This is a genomic window from Enterobacter cloacae (genome assembly GCF_011078175.1).
In the GTDB taxonomy this organism is placed as follows: Bacteria; Pseudomonadota; Gammaproteobacteria; order Enterobacterales; family Enterobacteriaceae; genus Enterobacter; species Enterobacter cloacae_Q.
Map to the genome: position 1 here is coordinate 227,747 of NZ_JAALCJ010000008.1, position 23,699 is coordinate 251,445.

The 23,699-nt window shown below is 56.1% G+C and carries 20 protein-coding genes and 1 pseudogene; 13 read left to right on the plus strand and 8 right to left on the minus strand.

Features of this window, described 5'->3' with window-relative positions:
- The 3 genes from G6Q29_RS17900 to zupT all read right to left on the minus strand — a co-directional run bounded on the left by G6Q29_RS17900 (nt 1) and on the right by zupT (nt 4,171).
- Complete coding sequence (locus G6Q29_RS17900) at nt 1-2,439, minus strand: fimbria/pilus outer membrane usher protein (RefSeq protein ID WP_165466836.1); 2,439 nt, start codon at nt 2,437-2,439, stop codon at nt 1-3.
- A 75-nt stretch (nt 2,440-2,514) separates the two neighbouring features.
- The gene (locus G6Q29_RS17905; protein WP_165466837.1) at nt 2,515-3,075 is read right to left on the minus strand and encodes a fimbrial protein; all 561 of its coding nucleotides are present in this window, start codon (nt 3,073-3,075) and stop codon (nt 2,515-2,517) included.
- Between the two features lie 322 nt (nt 3,076-3,397).
- On the minus strand, nt 3,398-4,171 hold the full coding sequence (zupT, locus tag G6Q29_RS17910; RefSeq protein WP_165466838.1) for a zinc transporter ZupT: 774 nt from the start codon (nt 4,169-4,171) through the stop codon (nt 3,398-3,400).
- Nucleotides 4,172-4,301: 130 nt separating this feature from the next.
- On the opposite strand from zupT, the gene ygiD reads away from it, so the two are divergent.
- Complete coding sequence (gene ygiD / locus G6Q29_RS17915) at nt 4,302-5,090, plus strand: 4,5-DOPA dioxygenase extradiol (RefSeq protein WP_165466839.1); 789 nt, start codon at nt 4,302-4,304, stop codon at nt 5,088-5,090.
- A gap of 78 nt (nt 5,091-5,168) precedes the next feature.
- Here ygiD and G6Q29_RS17920 read toward each other — a convergent pair whose 3' ends face one another.
- The 3 genes from G6Q29_RS17920 to tolC all read right to left on the minus strand — a co-directional run bounded on the left by G6Q29_RS17920 (nt 5,169) and on the right by tolC (nt 8,665).
- Nucleotides 5,169-6,329 (minus strand): glutathionylspermidine synthase family protein, encoded by a 1,161-nt coding sequence (locus G6Q29_RS17920; protein WP_165466840.1) that lies wholly within the window; start codon nt 6,327-6,329, stop codon nt 5,169-5,171.
- Between the two features lie 2 nt (nt 6,330-6,331).
- Nucleotides 6,332-6,997 (minus strand): DUF1190 family protein, encoded by a 666-nt coding sequence (locus G6Q29_RS17925; protein ID WP_003862522.1) that lies wholly within the window; start codon nt 6,995-6,997, stop codon nt 6,332-6,334.
- Nucleotides 6,998-7,186: 189 nt separating this feature from the next.
- Nucleotides 7,187-8,665 (minus strand): outer membrane channel protein TolC, encoded by a 1,479-nt coding sequence (tolC, locus tag G6Q29_RS17930; protein WP_165466841.1) that lies wholly within the window; start codon nt 8,663-8,665, stop codon nt 7,187-7,189.
- Nucleotides 8,666-8,868: 203 nt separating this feature from the next.
- Between tolC and nudF the strand changes: the two genes are divergently transcribed.
- Genes nudF through parE form a run of 5 tightly spaced genes read left to right on the plus strand, consistent with a single transcriptional unit; the run spans nt 8,869 to nt 13,277 of the window.
- On the plus strand, nt 8,869-9,501 hold the full coding sequence (nudF, locus tag G6Q29_RS17935; RefSeq protein WP_165466842.1) for an ADP-ribose diphosphatase: 633 nt from the start codon (nt 8,869-8,871) through the stop codon (nt 9,499-9,501).
- Complete coding sequence (locus tag G6Q29_RS17940; protein ID WP_003862516.1) at nt 9,498-9,920, plus strand: DUF1249 family protein; 423 nt, start codon at nt 9,498-9,500, stop codon at nt 9,918-9,920. Before nudF ends, G6Q29_RS17940 begins: the two co-directional genes overlap by 4 nt.
- A gap of 27 nt (nt 9,921-9,947) precedes the next feature.
- Nucleotides 9,948-10,775 carry a 3',5'-cyclic-AMP phosphodiesterase gene (cpdA, locus tag G6Q29_RS17945; RefSeq protein WP_165466843.1) on the plus strand — a complete coding sequence of 276 codons (828 nt, stop codon included), beginning with the start codon at nt 9,948-9,950 and terminating at the stop codon, nt 10,773-10,775.
- A complete protein-coding gene (yqiA, locus tag G6Q29_RS17950; RefSeq protein ID WP_165466844.1) occupies nt 10,775-11,356 on the plus strand; it encodes an esterase YqiA in 582 nt (193 codons plus the stop codon). The genes cpdA and yqiA overlap by 1 nt, the downstream gene beginning before the upstream one ends.
- 28 nt (nt 11,357-11,384) lie before the next feature.
- Nucleotides 11,385-13,277 carry a DNA topoisomerase IV subunit B gene (gene parE, locus G6Q29_RS17955; RefSeq protein WP_165466845.1) on the plus strand — a complete coding sequence of 631 codons (1,893 nt, stop codon included), beginning with the start codon at nt 11,385-11,387 and terminating at the stop codon, nt 13,275-13,277.
- A gap of 85 nt (nt 13,278-13,362) precedes the next feature.
- Here parE and G6Q29_RS17960 read toward each other — a convergent pair whose 3' ends face one another.
- Nucleotides 13,363-15,492, minus strand: coding sequence for a TonB-dependent siderophore receptor (locus G6Q29_RS17960; protein ID WP_015571887.1), 2,130 nt, complete (start codon nt 15,490-15,492; stop codon nt 13,363-13,365).
- A gap of 384 nt (nt 15,493-15,876) precedes the next feature.
- Here G6Q29_RS17960 and G6Q29_RS17965 point away from each other — a divergent pair, with 384 nt between their 5' ends.
- The 5 genes from G6Q29_RS17965 to G6Q29_RS17985 are packed head-to-tail and all read left to right on the plus strand — an operon-like array spanning nt 15,877 to nt 20,538.
- Nucleotides 15,877-16,689, plus strand: coding sequence for an ABC transporter ATP-binding protein (locus G6Q29_RS17965; protein WP_165466846.1), 813 nt, complete (start codon nt 15,877-15,879; stop codon nt 16,687-16,689).
- Nucleotides 16,686-17,669: a FecCD family ABC transporter permease gene (locus tag G6Q29_RS17970; RefSeq protein ID WP_165466847.1), complete on the plus strand. Its 984-nt coding sequence runs from the start codon at nt 16,686-16,688 to the stop codon at nt 17,667-17,669. Before G6Q29_RS17965 ends, G6Q29_RS17970 begins: the two co-directional genes overlap by 4 nt.
- Complete coding sequence (locus tag G6Q29_RS17975; protein WP_165466848.1) at nt 17,666-18,706, plus strand: FecCD family ABC transporter permease; 1,041 nt, start codon at nt 17,666-17,668, stop codon at nt 18,704-18,706. Before G6Q29_RS17970 ends, G6Q29_RS17975 begins: the two co-directional genes overlap by 4 nt.
- 9 nt (nt 18,707-18,715) lie before the next feature.
- Complete coding sequence (locus tag G6Q29_RS17980) at nt 18,716-19,666, plus strand: iron-siderophore ABC transporter substrate-binding protein (RefSeq protein WP_165466849.1); 951 nt, start codon at nt 18,716-18,718, stop codon at nt 19,664-19,666.
- Complete coding sequence (locus G6Q29_RS17985) at nt 19,663-20,538, plus strand: MurR/RpiR family transcriptional regulator (protein ID WP_015571883.1); 876 nt, start codon at nt 19,663-19,665, stop codon at nt 20,536-20,538. Before G6Q29_RS17980 ends, G6Q29_RS17985 begins: the two co-directional genes overlap by 4 nt.
- A gap of 41 nt (nt 20,539-20,579) precedes the next feature.
- Here G6Q29_RS17985 and G6Q29_RS17990 read toward each other — a convergent pair whose 3' ends face one another.
- Nucleotides 20,580-21,419, minus strand: a complete 840-nt coding sequence (locus tag G6Q29_RS17990; protein ID WP_165466850.1) for an AraC family transcriptional regulator — start codon at nt 21,417-21,419, stop codon at nt 20,580-20,582.
- Between the two features lie 166 nt (nt 21,420-21,585).
- Between G6Q29_RS17990 and G6Q29_RS17995 the strand changes: the two genes are divergently transcribed.
- Together G6Q29_RS17995 and G6Q29_RS18000 are read left to right on the plus strand one after the other, a co-directional pair.
- Nucleotides 21,586-23,400, plus strand: coding sequence for a DUF2264 domain-containing protein (locus tag G6Q29_RS17995; RefSeq protein WP_165466851.1), 1,815 nt, complete (start codon nt 21,586-21,588; stop codon nt 23,398-23,400).
- Between the two features lie 31 nt (nt 23,401-23,431).
- Nucleotides 23,432-23,629, plus strand: a pseudogene (locus G6Q29_RS18000) (MFS transporter); the annotation flags it as partial.
- Nucleotides 23,630-23,699 lie beyond the last annotated feature (70 nt).

The following is a 23,699-nucleotide window of genomic DNA, read 5'->3' on the forward strand; positions in this document are numbered from 1 at the left end:
TTACTGACACGGCAGTATCAACTGCATACTGTTTTCTAAGTGAGAAGGTAACGAGAAGCGACACTGTTGCTTGTCGCCCCATGTCACCCGAAATTGCTGTTCTGGCTCAACGGCGCCCAGCCAGACGTGGCCTTCGTCGGCCACCATCCCAACCTGCAAATCGCTTTCTTCCCGGCGAACGATCGCCCCGAGCGGTGGCGTTCCTGATGGCATCCGCAGAACGCCTGCCACATCCTTACCTGCACGGGTGGCAATCTGACGATACCCAATGGCTCCCTCAGTCCAGGTTGACGTCACGACGCGGTTGTCCACATCCACGCCATCCGGGAGGTTGTTCATATTGACCTGCACGGTGGCGGGGGAGTAGCTGGAGAATGACGGTAAAACGCCGATACCGAACCGGTTGGTTTCATCCCGGGACAGGTTCAGGGGAATATTGCCTACGCCGTCGGTGCTGACCATCACTCGCGGTTCATTGCCGTAGCTGCGTCGGTGTAACGCTGCGCCTTTCGCCGTTGAAGTGATTGAGCCGCTCCAGCTTGCGCTGAGGGAGTGATATTCTTCAGCCTTATAGCTGCCCGAGAGATTCAGATCGCCGAATGCGGAATAGTGCTGATAATTTCCGCTGACCTGTGCGCCGGAGCCAGGCTTACCGCTTTCCGCACCTGCGGAAACGCCCCAGGTGTTGTTCCGGTCTGATGTGTCATACCACGACACGTTATGACTGAGCCTGTCGCTGTTGCGCATGTCATAGCTAAGCCGGTGATCGGGATCGAGCGGTACGCTGAGCGCAAGATAAAGCTGAGTATCGTCACCGCCGCCGTCTTCTTCGTAATGCGTTTTACTCCAGGAGAGGGTCACACCCAGGTTTTTCCAGCGGCCTACATCAAAGTTATAGCCCGCCGTAACGCTACCCGTGGTGGATGGCGACGCGTTCCACCAGGTCTGGCGGAGAATATTTATATATAAATTCAGTGATAATGCCGACAGGTACTGGCTTGCCGTCACGCTCAGGGTCTGTTTTTCCGTCTGGCTGTCATCATCATCAAGATAGCGAGCGTAGCTCAGGAATTGAGGGTCAGAGTAGCGGTAGCTGGCAAGCGTAAGCTGGCTGCCCGTCGTATCAAAGCGTTTACTGTAGTTAAAGCGATAGCTATAACCTGTCTGGCTACTCCGACCGGGCAACTGGCTGGTGGCCTGCGTGACGTCAAAAGAGAGCGCGCCCAGATACGCCATATTTTGGCCAATCCCGGTGGCGACAGAACGATAGTGGTCGCCATCTGCCAACATGCCGCCATAGAGGGAGGTGTGTGAGAGCATGCCCCAGGAAAATTCGCCGCTGAGAAACGCGTTATCTTCTACGTCATGTGAGGCGTCTTTGCGTGCTTTACCCGCCGCAAGCTTGTAGCGGACCTGTCCCTTGCGCGTTAAGAAGGGAACGGATTCGGCTGATACCTGGTAGGTACTGACCCGTCCGTCTTCTTCCGTGACGTTGACGTCCAGCGTGCCCTGTACCGACTGGTTAAGGTCCTGAATAACAAAAGGACCTGGCGGGACTTTACTCTGGTAAATCACGCGGTCGGCAAGGCTTACGGTTACCGTGGCGTTGGTTTGCGCTATCCCGGTAATCTGTGGGGCATAGCCGCGCAGCGACCAGGGCAGCATACGCTCATCGCTAATCAGTGATGCGCCGGTATAGGTGAAGGCATCGAAAATGGCGGACTGAAAATCCGTTTCACCAAGCGTCAATTTCGCACCGAGGGCAGACAAGGGCCGGAACATATACAGGCGTGAAAGACGACCGTCATGATCCGAGCCTGCTTCCATATATCTCTGCGTGTATTGGTAATCGCTGCGCAGCCGCCACGCTCCTGCGTTTACACCGGCGGTGCCGTAAGTATTGACGTTGTTATTGCTGCCGCCGCTATCGGGCTGATAATGGCTGGCAAAAAGATTGTAATCCAGCAGTACGCCCGGTACGCCGTTATCCCAGGTGGACGGCGGCATCCAGTCCGCCGCACGGTATTGCAGCCACGCCTGGGGGACCGTCACTTTCAGGGTCTGGCTGGCTTGCTCAAAAGTGAATTTGATGTCTGGTCTGGTGGCGAAATCAACGCATCCCTCTTTTTCCGATAAAGCATGACGAACGTCATCCTGCAACGCAAATGTATCGGCCAGCTCTGGGGGAATACAGACCTGAACCGCGTTATTTATTTCTCTCCAGCGAAGCTCCCAGCCATTTGCCAGCGGAATATCATTGATGGCAACCGTAACAAAATAATTTCCCGGAATGACGGAAGTGTGATCTTTAAAAAGGGATAAATCAACGCTATTGCGCTGGTCTTTGTCTATGGCATTAATATTAAATTCGGTGGCAGAGGCCACTCTCGTCATTAACAGGGACGCAATGATGATTACCCGGTGTAATTTGTATGTCATCAACCTGTTACTCGAAAAAGAGGCAGAGCCGACTGGCAAGAATTGCCAGCCGGTTGAAAGCGTGATGCAAAGAGATTATTTGTACATCAGGACATAGTTAGCGGTTGCTTCAACCTGGCCTGCTGTTGCAGTTTTGCCGGTAAGGACTTCCATAACGGCTTTGAAATGCAGCGTCTGAGTGGTTGAGCCTGCCAGCAGGTCAATCGATTTTGCTTCTCCCAGGGGGAGGGTAGACTCTGCAATATCCAGAAGACGTACACCCACATTCTGAGCACCGTTTGCATAGGTGTTGCTCATCAGGCTGGTATCCGTCGCGTCTGTCGCGGCGCTGGTGAAGGTTACATCCACCTTAGAGATAGGCGTGTCAGTCTCATCTGCCGGATCGTCAAGCTGGCAGTTTTCCAGATTAATTTCGACCGGAACAGGCGTAGATTTCTTATTGGCATTAATTACGGCAGTGGTCACTTCACCGAGGTCGATGACTTTATCAACGCTGTCTGGTGCGATGCTGCATGGCGCGTCAATGACAATACCTTGAAATTTGATTTTGCCTGAGCCTTGCTCTTCAGCAAAAGCAGAACCCGACATAATGGCTGTCAGAACGACGGCTAACAGTACTTTTTTTCCCATATACATGAAAATATCCTTTTCAAATGAATTCATAATCTGAGTGCTATTTATCAGAATACTCGCAAAGTATACGGTTTGGGGACAAGTGATGCGATTAACACGGCTAAAACATATTTTAAGAGAAGGTTAATGTATAAATTCGCTCTATCTTAATGCGCTATTTGTTAGCGGAAGAATTAATAAGCTAACTTTGGCGTAATAATATAAGATAAAAATATATTATTGATTGTCACGGCGTATAATGAAAAATACGCCTGATAATATTGATGGCCGTTATTAAGTTCCACATGGATAATAATGCCTCCGTATTAAACGAAGGCATCCGCGTTTAGCCAATGCCTGCGGTTTGCAGCAGAACCAGACTCATCCCCATCACTGACATTCCACACAGCACGCCGTAACTAGGGTTATTGTTGGGATCGATCTCTTTCGCCAGCGGCATCAGCTCATCAACAGAGAGCGCAACCATAATCCCGGCCACGGCAGCCATAATCGCAGCCATCATAATCGGGGAGACGAGGCTACCGAGGATCAACCACGCCAGCACGCCGCCGAGAATTTCAGCCATCCCGGAGATCCCTGCCCAAAAGACCGCCTTACGTTTTGAACCCGTGGCGGCATAAACAGGCCCGGCAACGGCAAGTCCTTCAGGAATATTGTGCAAAGCCACTGCCAGCGCGACGCCAAAACCCATTTCCAGATTGCTGCTGGCCGTGACATAGGTGGCGATACCTTCCGGAAAGTTATGCAGGCTGATACCCAGCGTCAGCAGAATGGCCGTGCGTTTGATATTGCCAGGGATGGGGGCAACGCTTTTTTGCATTAAATCCTGCGGGTGCGCATGAGGAAGCATGCGGTCGAGCGCAAAATAACCCAGCAGGCCAATGATAAACATGCCATAACCCAGAACAGGTGACATTCCTTCGGTGTGAAGCGCGGCGGGAAGCATTTCCATCAGCGAGATAAGCAGCATGATCCCGGCGGCGAAACCCAGCGAGAAGGCCAGAAGGCGATTAGAGGGTTTTTGCCCGAGTACCCCCAGGAATGCACCGATAAAGGTTGCGGCGCCCGCGAGCAAGGTCAAAATCAAAGGTACTGACATGCATTCTCCTTAAGCGATATCTGACATTCAAATTTCCTGATGATGATCTTCACGGTTATCTGCGTTCATCTTCACCTGAATGCGCGTAATGTAGGCCCATCACATTGACACCTCCTCTAAGGATATCATCATGTCTTCTTCTCGTATGCCAGCACTGTTTTTAGGCCATGGTAGCCCAATGAACGTTCTGGAAAATAACGTCTACACCCGCGCCTGGCGTCAACTGGGTGAGTCGTTAGCGCGTCCGAAGGCAATTGTGGTGGTCTCTGCGCACTGGTTTACCCGGGGTACCGGCGTGACGGCCATGGAAACGCCAAAAACGATTCATGATTTTGGCGGCTTTCCGCAGGCGCTGTATGACACGCATTATCCTGCACCGGGCTCTCCTGCACTGGCGCAGCAGCTGGTTGAGCTGCTTGCCCCTGTCCCGGTTGCGCTGGATAAAGAAGCCTGGGGCTTTGACCATGGCTCATGGGGGGTGTTGATCAAAATGTATCCGGATGCCGATATCCCGCTGGTGCAACTGAGTATCGACAGCACCATGCCGGCTGCCTGGCATATGGAGATGGGGCGTAAGTTGGCAACCCTGCGTGATGAGGGCATCATGCTGATTGCCAGTGGCAACGTGGTACACAATCTGCGTACGGTACGCTGGCACGGTGAAAATACGCCGTATCCCTGGGCAACAGCCTTTAATAACTATGTAAAAGAAAACCTGACCTGGCAGGGGCCGGTCGAGCAGCACCCTTTGGTGAATTATCTGGAGCACAGTGGCGGTTCGCTCTCTAACCCGACGCCGGAACACTTCTTGCCATTGCTGTATGTTTTGGGTGCGTGGGATGGTCAGGAACCGGTGACGATCCCGATCGACGGTATTGAGATGGGGAGCTTGAGTATGCTGTCGGTGCAGGTGGGGTAACAAAAGCAAAACGGCAACGTCGTTGCCGTTTTTAGTGTTTGCACCCTCTCCTTGTGGGAGAGGGCATCAGGCCGCACGTTATTCCACAAAAATATGCGGATAGAACCGCGACAGATCCTGTGTAATCAGCGCGCGATCTTCGCGAATGCCAATCCCGGCAGGCCGATCGTTAATAAGCCAGCTGCCGATCAGCGTATAGCTGTCCCCAAACTTCGGCAGTTGATAGAATTCCTGGACGATCATCCCTTCTTCACCATACGGCCCTTCAACTGCTTCCAGCGTTTTACCGTTTTCGATAATCGAGACGTTTGCCCCTTCACGTGAGAAGATTGGCTTAACAACGTATTTCTCCATCGGCGGGAAATCATCTTCAGCAAAGTAAGCAGGCAGCAGGTTCGGGTGGTTCGGGAACATTTCCCACAGCATCGGCAGCAGGGCTTTATTGGAGATAATGCTCTTCCACGCCGGTTCCAGCCAGCGTACGCCAGCGTCTTCCAGTTTAGTAGAGAACATCTCGCGCAGCATGTATTCCCACGGATAGAGCTTGAACAGGTTACTGATCACCTGATCCTGCATGTCCGTAAACTGACCTTTTTCACCTAAACCGATATCTTCGATATAAAGGAACTCCGTCGCCACTTCCGCTTCGGCCGCACAGTCCTGCAAATACTGAACCGTACCGCGATCCTCTTCGGTATCGCGGCAGCAGGCGAGGTGCAACAGGTTGAAACCGTGCTGTTCACGAAGTTCGGCGAAACGTTCAATCAGCTTTTCCTGAAGGCTGTTGAACTGGTCGCTGCCTTCCGGCAAGTTACCGGCATTCGCCTGATCTTCCAGCCAAATCCACTGGAAAAACGCGGCTTCATACAGGGAGGTTGGCGTATCGGCGTTGTTTTCTAAAAGCTTCGGTTCACCTACGCCATCCCATGCCAGATCGAGGCGAGAATAGAGCGAAGGCTGGTTCGTTTTCCAGGACTGCCGGACAAAGCTCCAGGTGTGCTTCGGAATGCGGAATTTGGTCATCAGCTCATCGCTGTCGATCACTTTCTCTACCACCTTCAGACACATCTGGTGCAGTTCGGCGGTCACCTCTTCAAGCTTCTCTACCTGAGCGAGCGTGAGCTTATAGTAAGCATCTTCACACCAGTACGGCTCACCGTACATAGTGTGAAAGTTAAAACCGTATTCGGTGGCTTTTTCGCGCCAGTCCGGGCGCTCGACAATACTGACTCGTTCCATGATCAGCCGCCCATTGAGCGAGTCGAAGAGCCGGTCGCACTACGCTGCATTGTGGTTTGTTTGGCAACAGACTCACCGAAGCCACCACGGGTAATGGTGCTGGTGGTGGCTGGTTTCGGTGCCATTGCGGTTTTCGGTACGGTCATCGTACGGCCTGGTGTAGCAGCGCCATAACCCTTGCCGGTGGCATCGGTGTATTTACCGTACGCCGGGCTGTTCGGGTTTTTGGAGCTAAACAGCGGCTGCTGTTGGTAGCCCGCGCCGCCGCTCATTAAACGGCCCATCATATAACCGGCCATCAGCGGCATCCAGAAGCTGCCGCTGGACTGTGCCTGCGCCTGATTTTCCGGTGCCATACCCGCCTGAGCAGGTGCCTGCTGGCACTGGCCTTCACCGAATTCGGCGACACAGTCTTCGCGTGAGGCATATTTCGGCGCGGTACGTTCCGCTTCTTTCAGGGCGTTGTTATAGGCCGTCGTGCACTCGGCGGCTTTACCGGTTGCGCTCGCGCAGTCGTCGGCGTTTTGATACAGCGAAACCGTTTCGTCGTTTTGCTCACAGCCTGCCAGCATAAAGACGGCGGTGACCGCCAGCGCGACAGGTGTCAGGTGGCGTGCATTCCAGCTTTTGCGGAACGACGCGTGATTCATCGTTTTTGTCCGTTTCATATTTGTCTTCCAGGACCCAAGGGTAATAACGCTCAGGATAGAGGATGAGTGGTTGAAAATGAAGCTAAGAGGAGCGAAATCCGGGGGATCTTTACGTTGGCTTACGTTCGGGGGGATTAATGTGCTCCCTCTCCCGGTGGAAGAGGGCTGGGGTGAGGGCATCAGGCCGCAGTAGGCCTGATGACACTCTTAGTTGCGGAACGGATTCGTGCCGCTGCTGGCAGGTGCGGTGCTACGCGCTGCCGCTGGCTGTGCAACCGGGGCGCTGCTGTTAGCGGTGAAATTATCAACGGCGGCATCCTGCTGTGGATTTTCCGGCGCGACGCTGTCAGGCGACGTGGAGACCGGTTTGCCCAGCGTGCTGTTCAGCATTTGCAGATCCTGCTCGTTCAGCGTACCCAGAGCCTGCTTGATGTTCAGCTGGTTGATCAGATACTGGTAACGCGCGCTGGAAAGCTGCTGTTTCGCGTTATACAGCGTGGTCGTAGCGTCTAACACGTCAACGATAGTACGCGTACCCACGGAGTAGCCCGCTTCCATCGCATCCAGAGAGCTTTGCGCAGAGACAACGGCCTGTTTGTAGGCGTTGATGCTGCTAATAGAAGCATTGACGTTATTAAAGGAAGAACGTACGGTCTGCACCACGTTGCGGTGCGCGCTTTCCAGCTGCTCGCTGGCACCCACAAAGTTGTACTGCGCCTGTTTCACCTGAGAGTTAACCATCCCGCCCTGGTACAGCGGCAGCGAGAAGCTGAGACCCACTTTGTTCTGGCCAACGTTGCTGTCGTCATAGGCCTGAGACGTCGTTTTAGACCCGCTGTAGCTGGTATCTGATACGCCGGTAGAGGCGCTCAGGCTCAGCGTCGGCAGGTGACCATCCTGTGCAAGGCGGATCTGCTCGCGTGCCAGGTCCTGGCTCAGGCGCGCCTGTAATAAGGTCAGGTTACGGTTTTCAGCTTCTTTCAGCAGAGCATTAACCGCCTGCGGTTTGTCCGTTTTGAAACTGTCTACGTTCAGAGAGGCCAGTTCAGGATAGTAGTTACCGGTGACCTGACGCAGTGCTTCCAGCGCGTTGTCGAGGTTGTTACGTGCGGTCACTTCGTTAGCCAGTACGGTATCGTACTGTGAACGGGCGTTCTGCACGTCAGTGATGGCAACCAGGCCCACGTTAAAACGCTGGGTGGTCTGATCTAACTGACGGTAAATAGCCTGTTTCTGCGCTTCGGTGTAGGAGAGGGCGTCAATCGCGCTCAGTACGTTGAAGTAGGCGGTCGCGGTATTCAGGATCAGCGTCTGCTGATCGGTCTGATAGGTGACATCCTGGATGCCGGCGCTCTTTTCCTGCAAACTCAGTTCACGCCATTTGGACATATCGAACAGAGTCTGTGTAAGCTGTAAAGAAGCGCTGGTGGCATTCGAGTCGATGCCATTGTTATCGCGAAAACCGTTAGTGTAGGTATAATCTGCACCTAAGCCTAACTGCGGCAGCAGTGGACTACGTGCTTCGTTAATCTTTTCAAACGCAGCATCACGATCGGCCGCTGATTTACGTAAATCAGGGTTGCCCAGACGTGCCTGCTGGTAAACCTGTAACAGGTTCTCTGCCTGGCTCATTGCACTGAAGCCCGTCAGGCTCAGGCCGATAAGGATGGGGAGCAATTTCTTCATTTGCATTCCTTGTTGTGAAGCAGTATTAGCGCTGATCTAATTAAAAATAATTGCCGATTCTAACAGAATCATCCACACCAAAAGGTTGGCGTAACGTGCCATCTGGCGGTAATTTGCTCCAATCTACCATATAGCCATACAAACGGCAGCCAAACAGCCTTGAAATTCACAATTTCATCACCATTGCTACCAGGACTTGACCGATGCAAAAACCAGAAAACGTGCCTGTCACCTTCGCCAAAAACGATGTAGAAATTATTGCACGAGAAACGCTTTATAGCGGTTTTTTTTCAATGGAACTTTACCGTTTCAGGCATCGTCTGTTTAACGGTGAAATGAGCGGTGAGATCAAACGCGAAATTTTTGAGCGCGGGCATGCAGCTGTGTTGCTACCCTATGACCCAGTGCGTGATGAAGTTGTGCTGGTCGAGCAGGTGCGTATTGCGGCTTATGAGACCAGCGACACGCCATGGTTGCTGGAGATGGTGGCCGGAATGATCGAGGAAGGTGAGTCGGTCGAAGACGTCGCTCGCCGCGAGGCGCTGGAAGAGGCGGGTCTGGTGATTGGCCGGACGAAACCGGTGGTGAGCTACCTGGCAAGCCCGGGCGGTACAACGGAACGTTCATCTATTATGGTGGGCGAAGTGGACGCCACGACTGCGGAAGGGATCCACGGTCTGGCAGATGAAAACGAAGACATTCGGGTTCATGTGGTGAGTCGGGAGCAGGCTTACCAGTGGGTAGAAGAGGGGTTAATCGACAACGCAGCGTCTGTCATCGCCCTGCAATGGCTACAGCTGCATTATCAGACATTACGACACGAGTGGAAAAAATGAAGCGTTATACACCTGACTTCCCAGAAATGATGCGCCTGTGCGAAACCAATTTCGCCCAGTTGCGCCGCCTGCTGCCGCGAAACGACGCGCCCGGCGAAACGGTGAGCTATCAGGTGAGCAACGCGCAGTATCGATTAACGATAACAGAATCAACGCGCTACACTACGCTGGTGGAGATTGAGCAAACGGCGCCGAGCATTAGCTACTGGAGCCTGCCATCGATGACGGTACGTCTTTATCATGACGCAATGGTCGCTGAAGTGTGTTCAAGCCAGCAGATCTTTCGCTTTAAAGCACGGTATGATTATCCGAATAAAAAGTTGCATCAACGCGACGAAAAGCATCAAATTAACCAGTTTTTAGCCGACTGGCTAAGATATTGTTTAGCACATGGAGCAATGGCGATTCCGGTTTGTTAGCGTCATAAACCTACCTAAGGACACCATTTGGAAAGCCTGTTGAACCTGACTGTTGCTGGTGGGGCGCCAGTCAGGATATTACAAATCACCGACACCCACCTTTTTGCCGAAAAGCATGAGACGCTTCTGGGCGTGAACACCTGGGAGAGTTATCAGGCGGTTCTTGACGCGATCCATGCTGAAAAGCGGCCATGCGATCTGATCGTCGCGACGGGCGATCTGGCGCAGGATCAATCCTCCGCAGCCTATCAGCATTTCGCTGAAGGGATTGCGAGCTTTAGCGTGCCTTGCGTCTGGCTACCGGGCAATCACGATTTTCAGCCCGCAATGTACGGTTCGCTTCAGGAGGCGGGGATTTCGCCGGCAAAATGTGTCTTTGCGGGGGACCAGTGGCAAATTCTGCTCCTCGACAGTCAGGTGTTTGGCGTTCCGCACGGTGAGTTGAGCGACTATCAGCTTGACTGGCTGGAGACAAAACTGGCCGCCGAACCGAATCGTAATACGCTGCTGTTACTGCATCATCATCCGCTGCCGGCGGGCTGTAGCTGGCTCGATCAGCACAGCTTACGCAACTCTGCGGCGCTGGACGGCGTGCTGGCGAAATTCCCGCGCGTGCAAAATTTGCTGTGCGGGCACATTCACCAGGAACAGGATCTCGACTGGAATGGTCGCCGTCTGCTCGCGACGCCCTCTACCTGTGTGCAGTTTAAGCCCCATTGTGCCAACTTTACGCTGGATACCATCGCACCGGGCTGGCGCTGGCTGGAGCTGCATGCCGATGGCACGCTGACCACCGAAGTTTGCCGTCTGTCCGGGGTACAATTCCGCCCGGATACCGCTTCGGAAGGCTATTGATGTCGACGCTTCTCTATCTGCATGGGTTTAACAGCTCCCCACGCTCGGCGAAAGCGACGCAGCTTCGCCAGTGGCTGAGCGTGCAGCATCCCCATGTGGAGATGATCATTCCGCAGTTGCCCCCTTATCCGGCGGATGCAGCAGAGATGCTGGAGTCGATTGTGCTTGAACACGGCGGCGAATCGTTTGGCATTGTCGGGTCATCGCTCGGCGGCTACTATGCGACCTGGCTGTCGCAGTGCTTTATGGTGCCCGCTGTCGTCGTCAACCCGGCGGTCCGGCCATTTGAGCTGTTAAGGGACTTTCTTGGCGAAAACGAGAACCCCTACACCGGCCAACAATATGTGCTAGAGTCACGCCATATTTACGATCTCAAAGTTATGCAGGTCGACCCGCTTGAAGCGCCCGATCTTATCTGGCTGCTGCAACAGACGGGAGATGAAGTGCTGGATTACCGTCAGGCAGTGGCGTATTACGCATCTTGCCGCCAGACTGTAGAAGAGGGCGGTAACCATGCTTTCACGGGCTTTGAAGATCATTTCACCCAGATTGTCGATTTTCTTGGACTGCACAGCCACTGACAATCAATGCGAATTGCTAGCTTAAATCATGACGCAAACCTATAACGCTGATGCCATTGAGGTACTCACCGGGCTTGAGCCGGTACGCCGCCGTCCGGGGATGTACACCGATACGACGCGCCCAAACCACCTGGGCCAGGAAGTAATTGATAACAGTGTGGACGAAGCGCTGGCAGGCCATGCCAAACGCGTGGACGTTATCCTGCACGCCGATCAGTCGCTGGAAGTCATTGACGACGGCCGCGGCATGCCGGTAGATATCCACCCGGAGGAGGGCGTTCCTGCCGTTGAGCTGATCCTCTGTCGTCTGCACGCGGGCGGTAAGTTCTCCAACAAAAACTACCAGTTCTCTGGCGGCTTGCACGGCGTGGGGATCTCCGTGGTTAACGCCCTGTCAAAGCGCGTGGAAGTGAACGTCCGTCGCGACGGCCAGGTGTATAACATCGCGTTTGAAAACGGCGAAAAAGTGCAGGATTTACAGGTCGTCGGGACGTGCGGTAAACGCAACACCGGCACCAGCGTCCACTTCTGGCCTGACGAAAGCTTCTTCGACAGCCCACGCTTTTCTGTTTCCCGACTGACGCACCTGCTGAAAGCCAAGGCGGTGCTGTGCCCGGGCGTGGAAATCACCTTTAAAGATCGCGTTAATAATACCGAACAAACCTGGTGCTACGCCGATGGTCTGAACGACTACCTGTGCGAAGCGGTTAACGGCCTGCCGACGCTGCCGGAAAAACCGTTCGTCGGAAATTTCGAAGGCGATACCGAAGCGGTGGACTGGGCGCTGCTGTGGCTGCCTGAAGGCGGCGAGCTGCTGACCGAAAGCTACGTCAACCTGATCCCAACGCTGCTCGGCGGTACGCACGTCAACGGCCTGCGTCAGGGTCTGCTGGATGCGATGCGCGAATTCTGCGAATACCGCAACATTCTGCCGCGCGGTGTGAAGCTTTCCGCAGAGGATATCTGGGATCGCTGCGCCTACGTGCTTTCCGTGAAGATGCAGGATCCGCAGTTTGCCGGTCAGACTAAAGAGCGTCTGTCCTCACGTCAGTGTGCGGCGTTCGTTTCCGGCGTGGTGAAAGATGCGTTTACCCTGTGGCTGAACCAGAACGTTCAGGCGGCAGAAATGCTGGCTGAAATGGCGATTTCCAGCGCCCAGCGTCGTCTGCGCGCGGCGAAGAAAGTGGTGCGTAAAAAACTGACCAGCGGCCCCGCGCTGCCGGGCAAGCTGGCAGACTGTACCGCCCAGGATCTCAACCGTACCGAGCTGTTCCTTGTGGAAGGGGACTCGGCAGGCGGATCCGCCAAGCAGGCGCGCGATCGTGAGTATCAGGCGATCATGCCGCTCAAGGGTAAGATCCTGAACACCTGGGAAGTCTCTTCCGATGAAGTGCTGGCCTCGCAGGAAGTTCACGATATCTCCGTTGCGATCGGTATCGATCCGGACAGCGACGATCTGAGTCAGCTGCGCTACGGCAAGATCTGTATCCTGGCGGATGCGGACTCCGATGGTCTGCACATCGCCACGCTGCTCTGTGCGCTGTTTGTGAAGCATTTCCGCGCGCTGGTGAAAAACGGTCACGTCCACGTGGCCCTGCCGCCGCTGTACCGTATCGACCTCGGCAAAGAAGTCTACTATGCACTGACGGAAGAAGAGAAAGCGGGCGTGCTGGAACAGCTTAAGCGCAAGAAGGGCAAACCGAACGTTCAGCGCTTTAAAGGGCTGGGTGAGATGAACCCGATGCAGCTGCGTGAAACCACGCTGGATCCAAATACCCGCCGTCTGGTGCAGTTGACCATCAGCGATGAAGATGAGCAGCAAACCAACGCCGTGATGGACATGCTGTTGGCCAAGAAACGTTCTGAAGATCGACGTAACTGGCTCCAGGAGAAAGGCGACATGGCGGATATAGAGGCCTGATGTCCCCTCACCCTAACCCTCTCCCACAGGGAGGGGGTTAGGATCGTAGGCCCGGTAAGCGTTAGCGCCACCGGGCTTTTTTACGTCAAAACTCCATCTTCACCGTAAACTGCACTTCACGCGGGTCGCCAATCTGGTTGCCCAGGTTGTTGGTCGCAATCGACGACGTGTAGTAGGTCTTATCGAACAGATTTTTCACGTTCACCTGTAGCGTCACCGGATATTGTAGCTTCATTTTGTACGCCGCAAATGCATCCGCCACGAAATAGCCCGGCAGATAATAATCCGCACCGTTAGTCGCTGAGCGGCGGCTTACGCCGTGCCCGCCGCCGCCAATTGTCAGCGTATTCCCGGCAAACGCATTGTGAATATCGTACGTCAGGAACAGGGAGCCGGTATGGCGCGGTACGTTCGGCAGCGGTTTGCCCGCGTAGTCCGGGTCTTCCAGCACCTTCGCATCGGTATAGCCGTAGCTGGCGATAATGTTGGTGTTCTCGGTCAGCGATCCGGCGAGATCCACTTCGACACCCTGCGAGCGCACGCGGCCCGCGGTTTTGGCGACGGTTTCATCACCGACGCTCTCGGTGTACAGCACGTTGCGCTTGTGGATATCAAACAGCGCGATGTTGGCGGTAATGCCGTCGAACAGGTCGAATTTAGCGCCTATTTCATACGCGTTCGACGTTTCCGGCGGCAGGTCGCCGATGTAGCTCGCAATGGACGACTGCGGCATAAACGTCTGGGAATAGTTGGCAAACAGGGAGACTGCCGGCGTGAGCTTGTATACCAGGCCCAGCTTCGGCGTCCACTGGTCGTCGCGGCTGTCGGTGTTGACGTTAAACGGACGGCCTTTGCCCGCGTACTGGGTGTAATACTGGTAGCGCAGTCCGGCAACGGCGATCCATTTATCGGTCAGGTACAGCGCGTCCTGCGCGTAGGCGGAGTAGCTCTCCTGCTTGATGGTTTGATCGCTGTCGGCTGCCGAGACGGTGGTGCACTTGCCGAGGCTGCCGTAGCTCGGGTTGTAAATATTGAAATCCTTAACGTTCTTACAACGGATCATGTCCGTGCGCAGCAGATCGTAATTCTCATACGACACGCCGGTCAGGATCTCATTGTAAAAGCCCGCGATGTCCACGTTCCCCTGCAAATCTGCCCGCGTTGTGTGCATACGCTGGGTCGAACCCTGGGTCGCATCCACGCGGCGGGTCAGGTTGCCGGTTTTTGAATCGTAGGCCATCACGCGAGCCTGGTTATCGCTGTACTTATCCTGGCTGTAGCTGTAGTCGAACTTCGCGGTCCACTGGCTGTTGAGCCGATACTCCGCGTTAAGCTGAGCGAGGTCGGACTGACCGTCGGTCACGTTAAATGGCTCATCAAAGCGGGTTTTGCGATCGACGTCGACGGCCTTTTTGGTGTTGAGATCGAAGATCGTTCCGCGATCGAACGGCGTTTTATAGTCGCGATGCGAATAGAGCACGGTCACGGTGGCATCATCGCCGAACCAGGTCAAAGACGGGGCGATAAAGGTGCTGCGTTCAGTGCCGAAATTACGCCAGTAATCCTCGTCCTGATACTCCCCCGTCAGGCGATAGGCCAGACGCGTACCTTCAATTGGACCGGTGACGTCAAACTGTCCGCTACCGCCGCCAAAGCTGGTTGATGTGGCAGAAATCGAGCCGCCGAAGGTTTTCTCCGGGCGTTTGGTCACCACGTTAATCAGGCCGCCGGGGTCGAGAATACCGTAAAGGGTTGAGGCCGGGCCTTTTAGCACCTCCACGCGCTCGGTTGCGGCATTGAAGCTGCGCGGCAGCACGGTGCGCAGGCCGTTGGTCATGATCGAGCCATCGCGGTTTGCACCGAAGCCACGGCGCACGAAGGCATCCTGCGTGCCGCCCAGGGTGTTGGTCTGCACCACGTTGCTGACGTTATACAGCGCCTCGTCTAGCGTGGTCGCGTTTTGGTCTTCCAGCACTTTATCGCTGACGGTATTGACCACCTGCGGGATGTCCAGCATCGGCATGTTGGTCAGCGTGGCGGTGGAGGTGTTCAGGGGCTGATAGCCGCTGGTGGCGTCGGTGGAAGCGTAAGGATCGGCAGTGACGGTAAGCGTCTCACCGTCTTTTGCTGCTGCGTGCACCAGAGGCGCCATGAACAGGAGTGAAAAGAGCGCGCGCCCTTTTACCCCGGCGAATGAAGGTGTGAACTTAGCCATTACATCTGTTTTCCCAAAATATCCTGCGATGAAATGCTCGCGGAAGAATGTGTGAGTCATTGCCCTTACGCTCTGTCCGTTAGCCTCTACGGCATCGGACTTGTAATTGAGAATCATTCAAGCATGAGGGCATGTAGTAGTAAATGGAATAAATAAAAATTTCGCTACAGAGGTTTCTCTCTGGCTAACACGCTTCGCTTTCTTGTTTAAGGCATTGAAAATAATTAATAAAAATGAATTTTAATTTGTGCGGTGATGCTCAATTATCCCTGGGATTTACAGGGTATATCTTCGCTTGACTACTACATAAAGCGGCGGCAAACTCACAAAAGAGAATGAGTTTTATTTTTATTTGTTGGTTTTTTTTCTTACGTTGGCGTTCACGTGGCTCACTACATCAAAAAGCCGGGACTGGTTCTTGAGAACCTCTCCGCGGGTTACCCGAAAAAAATCATCGTTGATGATATCTCCCTTGCGATCCCCCAGCAGAAAATGACTGTTCTGGTGGGCGCAAACGGCTGCGGAAAATCGACGCTGTTAAGTACCCTCGCACGGCTGCTTCAGCCGCTCGGCGGCAGCGCGGTGCTGGACGGCAAAGCCATCCACTCGCAGCCAACCAAAGCGGTCGCCCGCCAGCTCGGGATCCTGCCGCAGTCTCCGCTGCTTCCAGAAGGGTTAACCGTATTTGAGCTGGTCTCGCGCGGACGTTTCCCCTGGCAGAACGTGATGCGCCAGTGGAGCGAGGAAGACGAGCGGGCCGTGGAAGAGGCGTTACGCCTGACCGGAACGGCAGAGTTTGCCCATCATCTGGTTGAAAGCCTGTCCGGCGGCCAGCGCCAGCGCTGCTGGATCGCTATGGTGCTGGCGCAGCAAACGCCCTATATCCTGCTGGATGAACCCACGACGTACCTCGATCTTCGCTACCAGGTGGAGATCCTCGAACTACTGCACACGCTGACGCGCCGGCACGGGCGCACCGTGGTGGTGGTTCTGCACGATCTCAACTTCGCCGTGAATTACGGTGATTCGCTGGTCTTTTTACGTCAGGGAAAGGTTGAGGGGGTACTGCATGAGGGCGACGCCTGCACGCCGGAGCTGATCAAAGCGGTGTTTGACGTCGACGTGCATATGTCGGTTAACCCGCTGACCGGCAAGCCGTTCTTTATGCCGTTCCGTCAGGCTGACGACAAACCATGATGCGCACATCTGTGGCCTTTATTCTCTTTACGCTGCTGCTTCTGGCAGGCGCGATTGCGCATCTGAGCATCGGGGCGCGCGTTATCGCCCCCCGGACGGTAGTAGACGCATTTTTCCACTTCGACCCGCGCAATTTTGAGCATAGCGTGATCGTCAGGCTGCGCTTGATGCGGCTGTGCGCCGCCCTGGTGGCGGGCGCGGCGCTCGGCGTCGCGGGCGTGCTGCTGCAATCAGTGATCCGCAACCCGCTCGGCGAGCCGCATATCCTGGGGCTGAATGCAGGGGCGGCGCTGGCGGTGGTGCTGACGAGTGCCCTCGGGCTGTCGCTGCCGTTTGGCCGCCCTCTGATAGCCGCAGCTGGCGCCGCCGCGCTCTTTTTGCTGGTGCTAACGTTCTCCTCATCCGGGCGTACCGGTCTCACGCCGATGAAGGTCACGCTGTGCGGCGTGGCGATGTCGGCATTTGCCTCATCGATAACCGCCACGGTGTTGATTCTGGATGAACAGACGCTGCTGGCCATGCGGACCTGGCTTGCGGGGGATGTGGCGGGAGTCATCGGCGAGACGATCGCTAGCGCCGCGGGGGCCGCTGCCGTGGGTTTTGCGCTGGCGTTCTGGCTGTCGCCGTCGCTGAACATGCTGGCGCTGGGCGAGAGAATGGCGCAGGGGCTTGGCGTGTCGCTGCTGAAAACGCGCCTGCTCGCGCTGCTGGCTATCGCCCTGCTGTGCGGCGCGGCGGTTTCAGTTGCCGGACCGATCGGGTTTATCGGACTCGTGGTGCCGCAGCTGATTCGCCGTCTGGTATCGGTGGACCTGCGCGTGATGGTGCCGCTTTCAGCCCTCTGCGGGGCGCTGGTTCTGCTGATGGCGGATATCGCCGCCCGTACGCTGTTTACGCCGTATGAGCTGGCAACCGGCGTGATGACTGCGCTGGTCGGCGCGCCGATCTTTATCCTTATGGCGTCAAGGATGTTCAAATGAACCGGGCTGGATTGAGGGCAGTACGATTTTTCTCCTTCTCGGCGCTGGTTCGCCCGAGGGCGCTGCTGTATCTGGCCGTATTATCGCTTGCCGCTCTCCTGCTGCTAAGTTTTGGCCTGACGCACGGTTCGCTGCCCATTCCTGCTTCCGCCATCGGACGTGCGCTGTTTTATCCTGAACGTCTGACGGCGGATGCGCATTACATTGTGATGGATATCCGCCTGCCGCGCCTGCTGATGGCGGTGCTGTGCGGCGCGATGCTCGGCATGGCGGGGGCGGCCATGCAGTCCATTACCCGCAACGGCCTTGCTGACCCCGGTCTTATCGGCGTGAAAGAGGGCTGTAGCGCGGCGGTGCTGCTGCTGATTTTTCAGTTTCCGGGATTGGGGCCGTACTGGCGTCCACTTATCGGCATGGCCGGTGGGCTGCTGACCGCGCTGCTGGTAGTGGCGCTGGCGCGTGATATCTCGCGCCCGCGATTCATCCTGATCGGCATCGGCGTGTCATGGGCGTTTGCCGCCGCGATGGGGGTCTTTATGACGACCGCCGACGTGCGCGACGTCCAGACGGCGATGCTATGGCTGGCGGGGAGCCTGCATGCGGCAAGCTGGACGCTGGTCAGCATCGCTGCTGCCTGGACAGTGCCGGCGTTTGCGCTGCTGCTCTTTACCGCACGCGCCGCAGACGTAGCCTTGCTCGGCAACCACACTGCGACGGGGCTGGGCGTGCGGACTTCACGCCTCGCTCTGCTGCGCGTGTTTGCCCCCGTGGTGCTCACCGCGGCCTGCGTCTCCTGCGTGGGGAATATCGGCTTTGTCGGGCTGATTGCCCCGCACATGGCGCGCCTGCTGCTGCGCGGAGGGCAAACGGCACTGCTGACGGGAAGTGCCGTACTGGGCGCGCTGCTGGTGCTGCTGGCGGATAACGTCGGGCGGCTGGCATTTCTCCCGTTGCAGCTGCCGGCGGGAATTGTCATTTCACTGATTGGCGGACCGTTTTTCCTGCTGCTGCTCTGGCAGCGTCGGGATCGATTTTAGGGGATAAAAATGCGCGTATTTTTTGCAATGCTGGTGTTGGTGGGTTTTGCTGTAGGAGCCGCAGAGCCAACGCAGACGTTTACTGACGACCTGAACCGCAACGTGGTGGTGCCGGTTAACCCGAAGCGGATTGTGTCCCTGCACGACCTGGATATCACCATTCCGCTGATCGAGCTTGGCGTACCGCCGGTTGCCAGCCATGGCCGCACCCGACCGGACGGCAGCCATTTTCTGCGTTCCAGCGGTATGCTGACGGGCATCGATTTTGATAATTCCGACATCACATTCATCGGCACCGCGGATATCGATATTGAAGCCATCGCCGCGGCGAAGCCGGATCTTATCATCACCGAGCCGACCCGCAACACGCCGGTCGAACAGCTGGAAAAAATTGCCCCGACGGTGAGTATCGATCACCTCGACGGCGGTGCGCCGGAGATCTACCGCAAGCTGGCGCAGCTTACCGGGACAGAGGCGCGGCTGAAGATTCTGGAGCGTCGCTATCAGGAGCAGATCGAGGCGCTAAAGGCGACCATCGATACGAGCAAACTGACCGTCTCGGTGATTCAGGCCAATCAGGGCAAAATCAACGTCATGCACAGCTACCACTCGCTTGGGCGCGTGCTGCGCGACGCAGGGTTCAGGTTCCCGCCGCTGATTGAGAGCATCCCGGAGGGCGGGCGCATCGACGTCAGCGCCGAGCGCCTGCCGGAGCTGGATGCTGATTTTGTCTTTGCCACCTGGCGCGGGGACACCGGCGGAAAACCGCATGACGAGCTGGCGGCGATGGATGCGGTGATGCCGGGCTGGTGTCAGTTTCTCAACGCCTGCCGAACCGGGCATTACGTGCTCATCTCCCGCGAGGAAGCGATCTCAAATTCATTTGCCTCGCTGGGGCTGATGGCCGCGCAGGTGCAGTCGCAGATAGCGGGCCGTCCGCTGCCGGAGGCCGCACGATGATCCGAAAAATTGATGTCTACGGCGACCGCCTCCGCTCGCGGGCGCACCAGCTGACGCCGCGTCTGCTGCAGGTGGCGAGCTATATCAATGAAAATCGTGAAGCGGTTATGGAGCAGACGGCAATGGAGATTGCCGCTGTGCTACACACCTCGGACGCCACCGTGGTGCGTGCCATTCAGGCGCTTGGGTTTGGCGGGCTGCGGGATCTCAAGCAGACCCTGGAGCAGTGGTTTGGCCCGGTGGTCACCTCCAGCGAGAAGATGTCCACCACGGTAAACACGCTTACCAGCGACGTCGACGCGAGCATCGATTTTGTGCTGGAAGGCCATCAGCACACCTGCGCGGTGTTGTCCGAACCGGGCAACCGCTACGCGATGGCGCAGGCCGTGTCGCTGCTGGCGCAGGCGAGACAGGTCGCTATTTTTGGCATTGGCGCATCCGGCATTCTGGCCGAGTACACCTCGCGACTGTTTAGCCGTATAGGCCTGCCTGCGATCCCGCTCAACCGCACCGGTATTGGCCTCGCCGAACAGCTGATTGCCCTACAGCGCGGTGACGTGCTGGTAATGATGGCGCAAAAATCCGCGCACCGGGAGGGGCAGACCACGCTGCGCGAAGCGAAGCGCCTGGGTATTCCCACCATTTTGCTGACCAACGCCACGGACTCGCGCTTTAGCAAAGAGGCAAGCGTAGTGATCCACGTCCCGCGCGGCGGCGAGAAGGGCAAAATCCCGCTGCACGGCACGGTGCTGCTGTGCCTGGAGATGATTATTCTGTCCGTCGCCTCCACCGAGCCGCAGCGCACCATCAAGTCGATGAAGCGCATCAACGAGTTACACCGCGGATTAAAGCCGGGGAAGAAGAGCGGATGATCTTCCCCCTCTCTCCGTGGGAGAGGGCTGGGGTGAGGGCGTCAAACCGCACGATGGTTCTTCCTGTACTGCAACGGCGTCTCGCCAATCCCCTTTTTAAACGCGCTGATAAACCACGTCACGTCGGAAAATCCCGCCTGTGCGGCAATGTCACGCACGCTCGAATCCGTGTGGAGTAAACACTCGCACGCCTTACGCAACCTTAGCGTGTTCAGGTAGTCGTGAATTTTTTCGCCCGTTTCCGCATGGAATCTTCGCGATACGTAACTGCGTGATTTACCCAGCTCTTCGGCCAGCGCATCCAGACGAAATTTCTCCTGATAATGCTCGTCGAGCCAGAACATTACCTGGCTGGCGATCCCCTGGCTGTTGCCCGGCTCACCGTCGCGATCGTCGGGGAGCATCGCGAGCAGGCCGATCAGCAGGCTGGCGATGCTCTCGCCGTTCATCGGCGGTTTATAGCAGCTAAACAGATGGTGGATATGGTGGTGACAGTGGGCTAAATCGGCGACCCACGCTTCGCCACCGCGCCGTGACAGCCGCTCCAGACGCTGCCGTGTCTGGGGAAAATCCCGCAGGATCTTCAGCACCGCGTGCTGGTCGAGATGAATAATGGTGCGGCGGTAAATTGCCTCCGCCTGTTCGTCCACCATGACCTTATGCAGCGTAAAAGGCGGAAAGAAAAACAGTCGTCCCGGGCGCATGGTGTAGTGACGATTATCGACAATCGCCACCCCAAAGCCCTCTTCCACATAGAGGATCTCCAGACACTGATGCCAGTGATGATAGCGAACGGTATTGGCAAACAGGCGGCTGAACGAGGCCACGGTATCGTTCAGGGCGATCAGTTCCAGAAGATCGGATGTCGGCGTGTCGCGCATAGTGCAATAAAACTCAACTTTTTCCCTACTGACGGTCTTTATAAACCACCTTTTTAAATTTTCTCAACTGGAGGTTTATTCATCAGTCGCGCCTGTGACGCGGCTAACATTTCTGCCCCTTGCGGATTCACTATGCTTTGCCGCAGTTGATTACGAGGGCGAACCTATGTGCGCGGCAAACAAAGAAATATCAAATCCATTGTCTTCACGCCAGGATGTGGTGACATCGTTAAATGCGCTGTTGCAGGCACTGGACACGCAATTTCCGGCAAACCGTTCACGATTCTCGCTGGGCGACACCTGTGCCCATTACACAACGGATATTGCGCAGATGGAGGGCCTTTCCCGCGCGCTGTGGGGGCTGTTCCCGCTGATGGCGTCCGGCGAAAGCACGCCGTTTAGCGAGAAGTACCTTACTGCCATTAAGCTTGGTACCGACCCGCAAAGCAGTGGCTATTGGGGCGAAACCGACCCGTACGATCAGCGTCTGGTGGAGATGGCGGCCTACGGTCTGGGGCTCGCTCTGCTGGGAGATAAGCTTACCGCCCGCTTTTCTAAACGTGAAGTGAAGAACCTGCACGCGTGGCTCAACCAAATCACCGACGCGCAAATGCCGGACAGCAACTGGAACTATTTTGCCATTATGGTTCAGCTCGGCTTTAAGCGCGCTGGCCTGCCGTACGATCGGGCCGCCATTGACCACCGTTTTGCGCTGATGGACGCCTACTACCTCGGCGACGGATGGTATTCCGATGGTCCCGGCCGTCCGAAAGACTATTACATCTCAATGGCTTTCCATTTCTACGGCCTGATCTACGCCACCCTGAGCGAGGACGAGGCGAGGGCGAAGGTGCTGCGCGAGCGCTCGCGTCTTTTTGCGCAGGACTTTATCTACTGGTCCGCCGCCGATGGCGCCTCGGTGCCGTTTGGCCGCAGCCTGACCTACCGTTTTGCCATGGTCGCCTTCTGGAGCGCGGTGGCCTTTTCCGGGCTGGATGTTTTCACCCCGGGTATCGTGAAGGGCATTGTGCTGCGGCATCTGCGCTGGTGGCAGCGTCAGCCGATCGCCGATCGCGACGGTATTCTGACCCTCGGCTTTGCGCGTCCGAACCTCGCAATGTGCGAGGATTACAACTCCCCCGGTTCACCGTACTGGGCGCTGAAAACCTACCTGATCCTGGCGCTGCCGGAAGAACACCCGTTCTGGCAAGCGGAAGAACAACCGCTGCCCGCGCTTGCTGAAAAACATGTGATTCCGCATGCGCAGCAGATCCTGATGCATTCGAAAGATTCGCAGCACGTCGTCATGCTCACCGCCGGTCAGCTGGAGCTGAACAACTACGTTAACACCGAAGCAAAATACACCAAATTTGCCTACTCCAGCCGCTTTGGCTTCACCATCGAACGCGGACGTTTTGGCCTGAAGCATGCCGCCTGCGATTCCATGCTGCTACTGGCAGACGGAGATGACTATTTCCGCGGTCGTCGCGAGTGTGAAGAGGTTCGGGTGGATGAAAATTACCTTTTCGCGCGCTGGTCGCCGTGGCGCGATGTGCAGATTGCGACCTGGCAGATCCCGTTCGGTGAGTGGCACCTGCGCCTGCACCGTATCAACAGCGCGCGCACCCTGGAAACCGTCGAGGGCGGCTTTGCGGTGATGAAAACCGCCCCCCGGCTGCGCGATCGCGGTTGTTATCTGATGGCTGAAAACGGCAGCAGCGTCATTGTCGATCTCTCGCCAGCCATTCGCCGCCAGCCGGACAGCATCGTCACGCCGCCGAACAGCAGCATTATGTTTGCGGAGTGCGCCTCCATTCCGCTGTTAAAAGCCGGTCTCCCGCAAGGGGAAAGCTGGCTCTGTTGCGCCGTCCTGGCGGGGGGAAATCAGCCCGCTTTTGCAACGCCACAGCTAAATATAACCCACAACCAGGTCGTGATTAGCGAACCCGGAAGCGAACGTAAGCTGTCGTTCACATTATAAAAATCTGGCCCTACACCCCGGCGAGGATGATATGAAAAGCACATCGACAACCAACAGAACTGAATATTACAAAATCAGCGGCTTTATCTTTCTCTATTTTTTCACCTGGTCTGCCAGTATTGGTCTGCTGGCGATCTGGCTCGGTCAAAAAGCCAACCTGAGCGGATCGGTGATTGGAACCGTCTTTGCGGTGAACGGGATATTTAATGAGATGGTCACTCCCTCCTTCCCAGTACTATGCTGAGGACAGGCTTTCATTCGGAGAACCATCATGGAAAACATTGCGCTTATTGGTATCG

Excerpts from the sequence above, each read along its gene's own strand:
- G6Q29_RS17900 (WP_165466836.1), bottom strand. The coding sequence starts at position 2,439 with ATGACATACAAATTACACCGGGTAATCATCATTGCGTCCCTGTTAATG.
- G6Q29_RS17905 (WP_165466837.1), bottom strand. The coding sequence starts at position 3,075 with ATGTATATGGGAAAAAAAGTACTGTTAGCCGTCGTTCTGACAGCCATT.
- zupT (WP_165466838.1), bottom strand. The coding sequence starts at position 4,171 with ATGTCAGTACCTTTGATTTTGACCTTGCTCGCGGGCGCCGCAACCTTT.
- ygiD (WP_165466839.1), top strand. The coding sequence starts at position 4,302 with ATGTCTTCTTCTCGTATGCCAGCACTGTTTTTAGGCCATGGTAGCCCA.
- G6Q29_RS17920 (WP_165466840.1), bottom strand. The coding sequence starts at position 6,329 with ATGGAACGAGTCAGTATTGTCGAGCGCCCGGACTGGCGCGAAAAAGCC.
- G6Q29_RS17925 (WP_003862522.1), bottom strand. The coding sequence starts at position 6,997 with ATGAAACGGACAAAAACGATGAATCACGCGTCGTTCCGCAAAAGCTGG.
- tolC (WP_165466841.1), bottom strand. The coding sequence starts at position 8,665 with ATGAAGAAATTGCTCCCCATCCTTATCGGCCTGAGCCTGACGGGCTTC.
- nudF (WP_165466842.1), top strand. The coding sequence starts at position 8,869 with ATGCAAAAACCAGAAAACGTGCCTGTCACCTTCGCCAAAAACGATGTA.
- G6Q29_RS17940 (WP_003862516.1), top strand. The coding sequence starts at position 9,498 with ATGAAGCGTTATACACCTGACTTCCCAGAAATGATGCGCCTGTGCGAA.
- yqiA (WP_165466844.1), top strand. The coding sequence starts at position 10,775 with ATGTCGACGCTTCTCTATCTGCATGGGTTTAACAGCTCCCCACGCTCG.
- parE (WP_165466845.1), top strand. The coding sequence starts at position 11,385 with ATGACGCAAACCTATAACGCTGATGCCATTGAGGTACTCACCGGGCTT.
- G6Q29_RS17960 (WP_015571887.1), bottom strand. The coding sequence starts at position 15,492 with ATGGCTAAGTTCACACCTTCATTCGCCGGGGTAAAAGGGCGCGCGCTC.
- G6Q29_RS17970 (WP_165466847.1), top strand. The coding sequence starts at position 16,686 with ATGATGCGCACATCTGTGGCCTTTATTCTCTTTACGCTGCTGCTTCTG.
- G6Q29_RS17975 (WP_165466848.1), top strand. The coding sequence starts at position 17,666 with ATGAACCGGGCTGGATTGAGGGCAGTACGATTTTTCTCCTTCTCGGCG.
- G6Q29_RS17980 (WP_165466849.1), top strand. The coding sequence starts at position 18,716 with ATGCGCGTATTTTTTGCAATGCTGGTGTTGGTGGGTTTTGCTGTAGGA.
- G6Q29_RS17985 (WP_015571883.1), top strand. The coding sequence starts at position 19,663 with ATGATCCGAAAAATTGATGTCTACGGCGACCGCCTCCGCTCGCGGGCG.
- G6Q29_RS17990 (WP_165466850.1), bottom strand. The coding sequence starts at position 21,419 with ATGCGCGACACGCCGACATCCGATCTTCTGGAACTGATCGCCCTGAAC.
- G6Q29_RS17995 (WP_165466851.1), top strand. The coding sequence starts at position 21,586 with ATGTGCGCGGCAAACAAAGAAATATCAAATCCATTGTCTTCACGCCAG.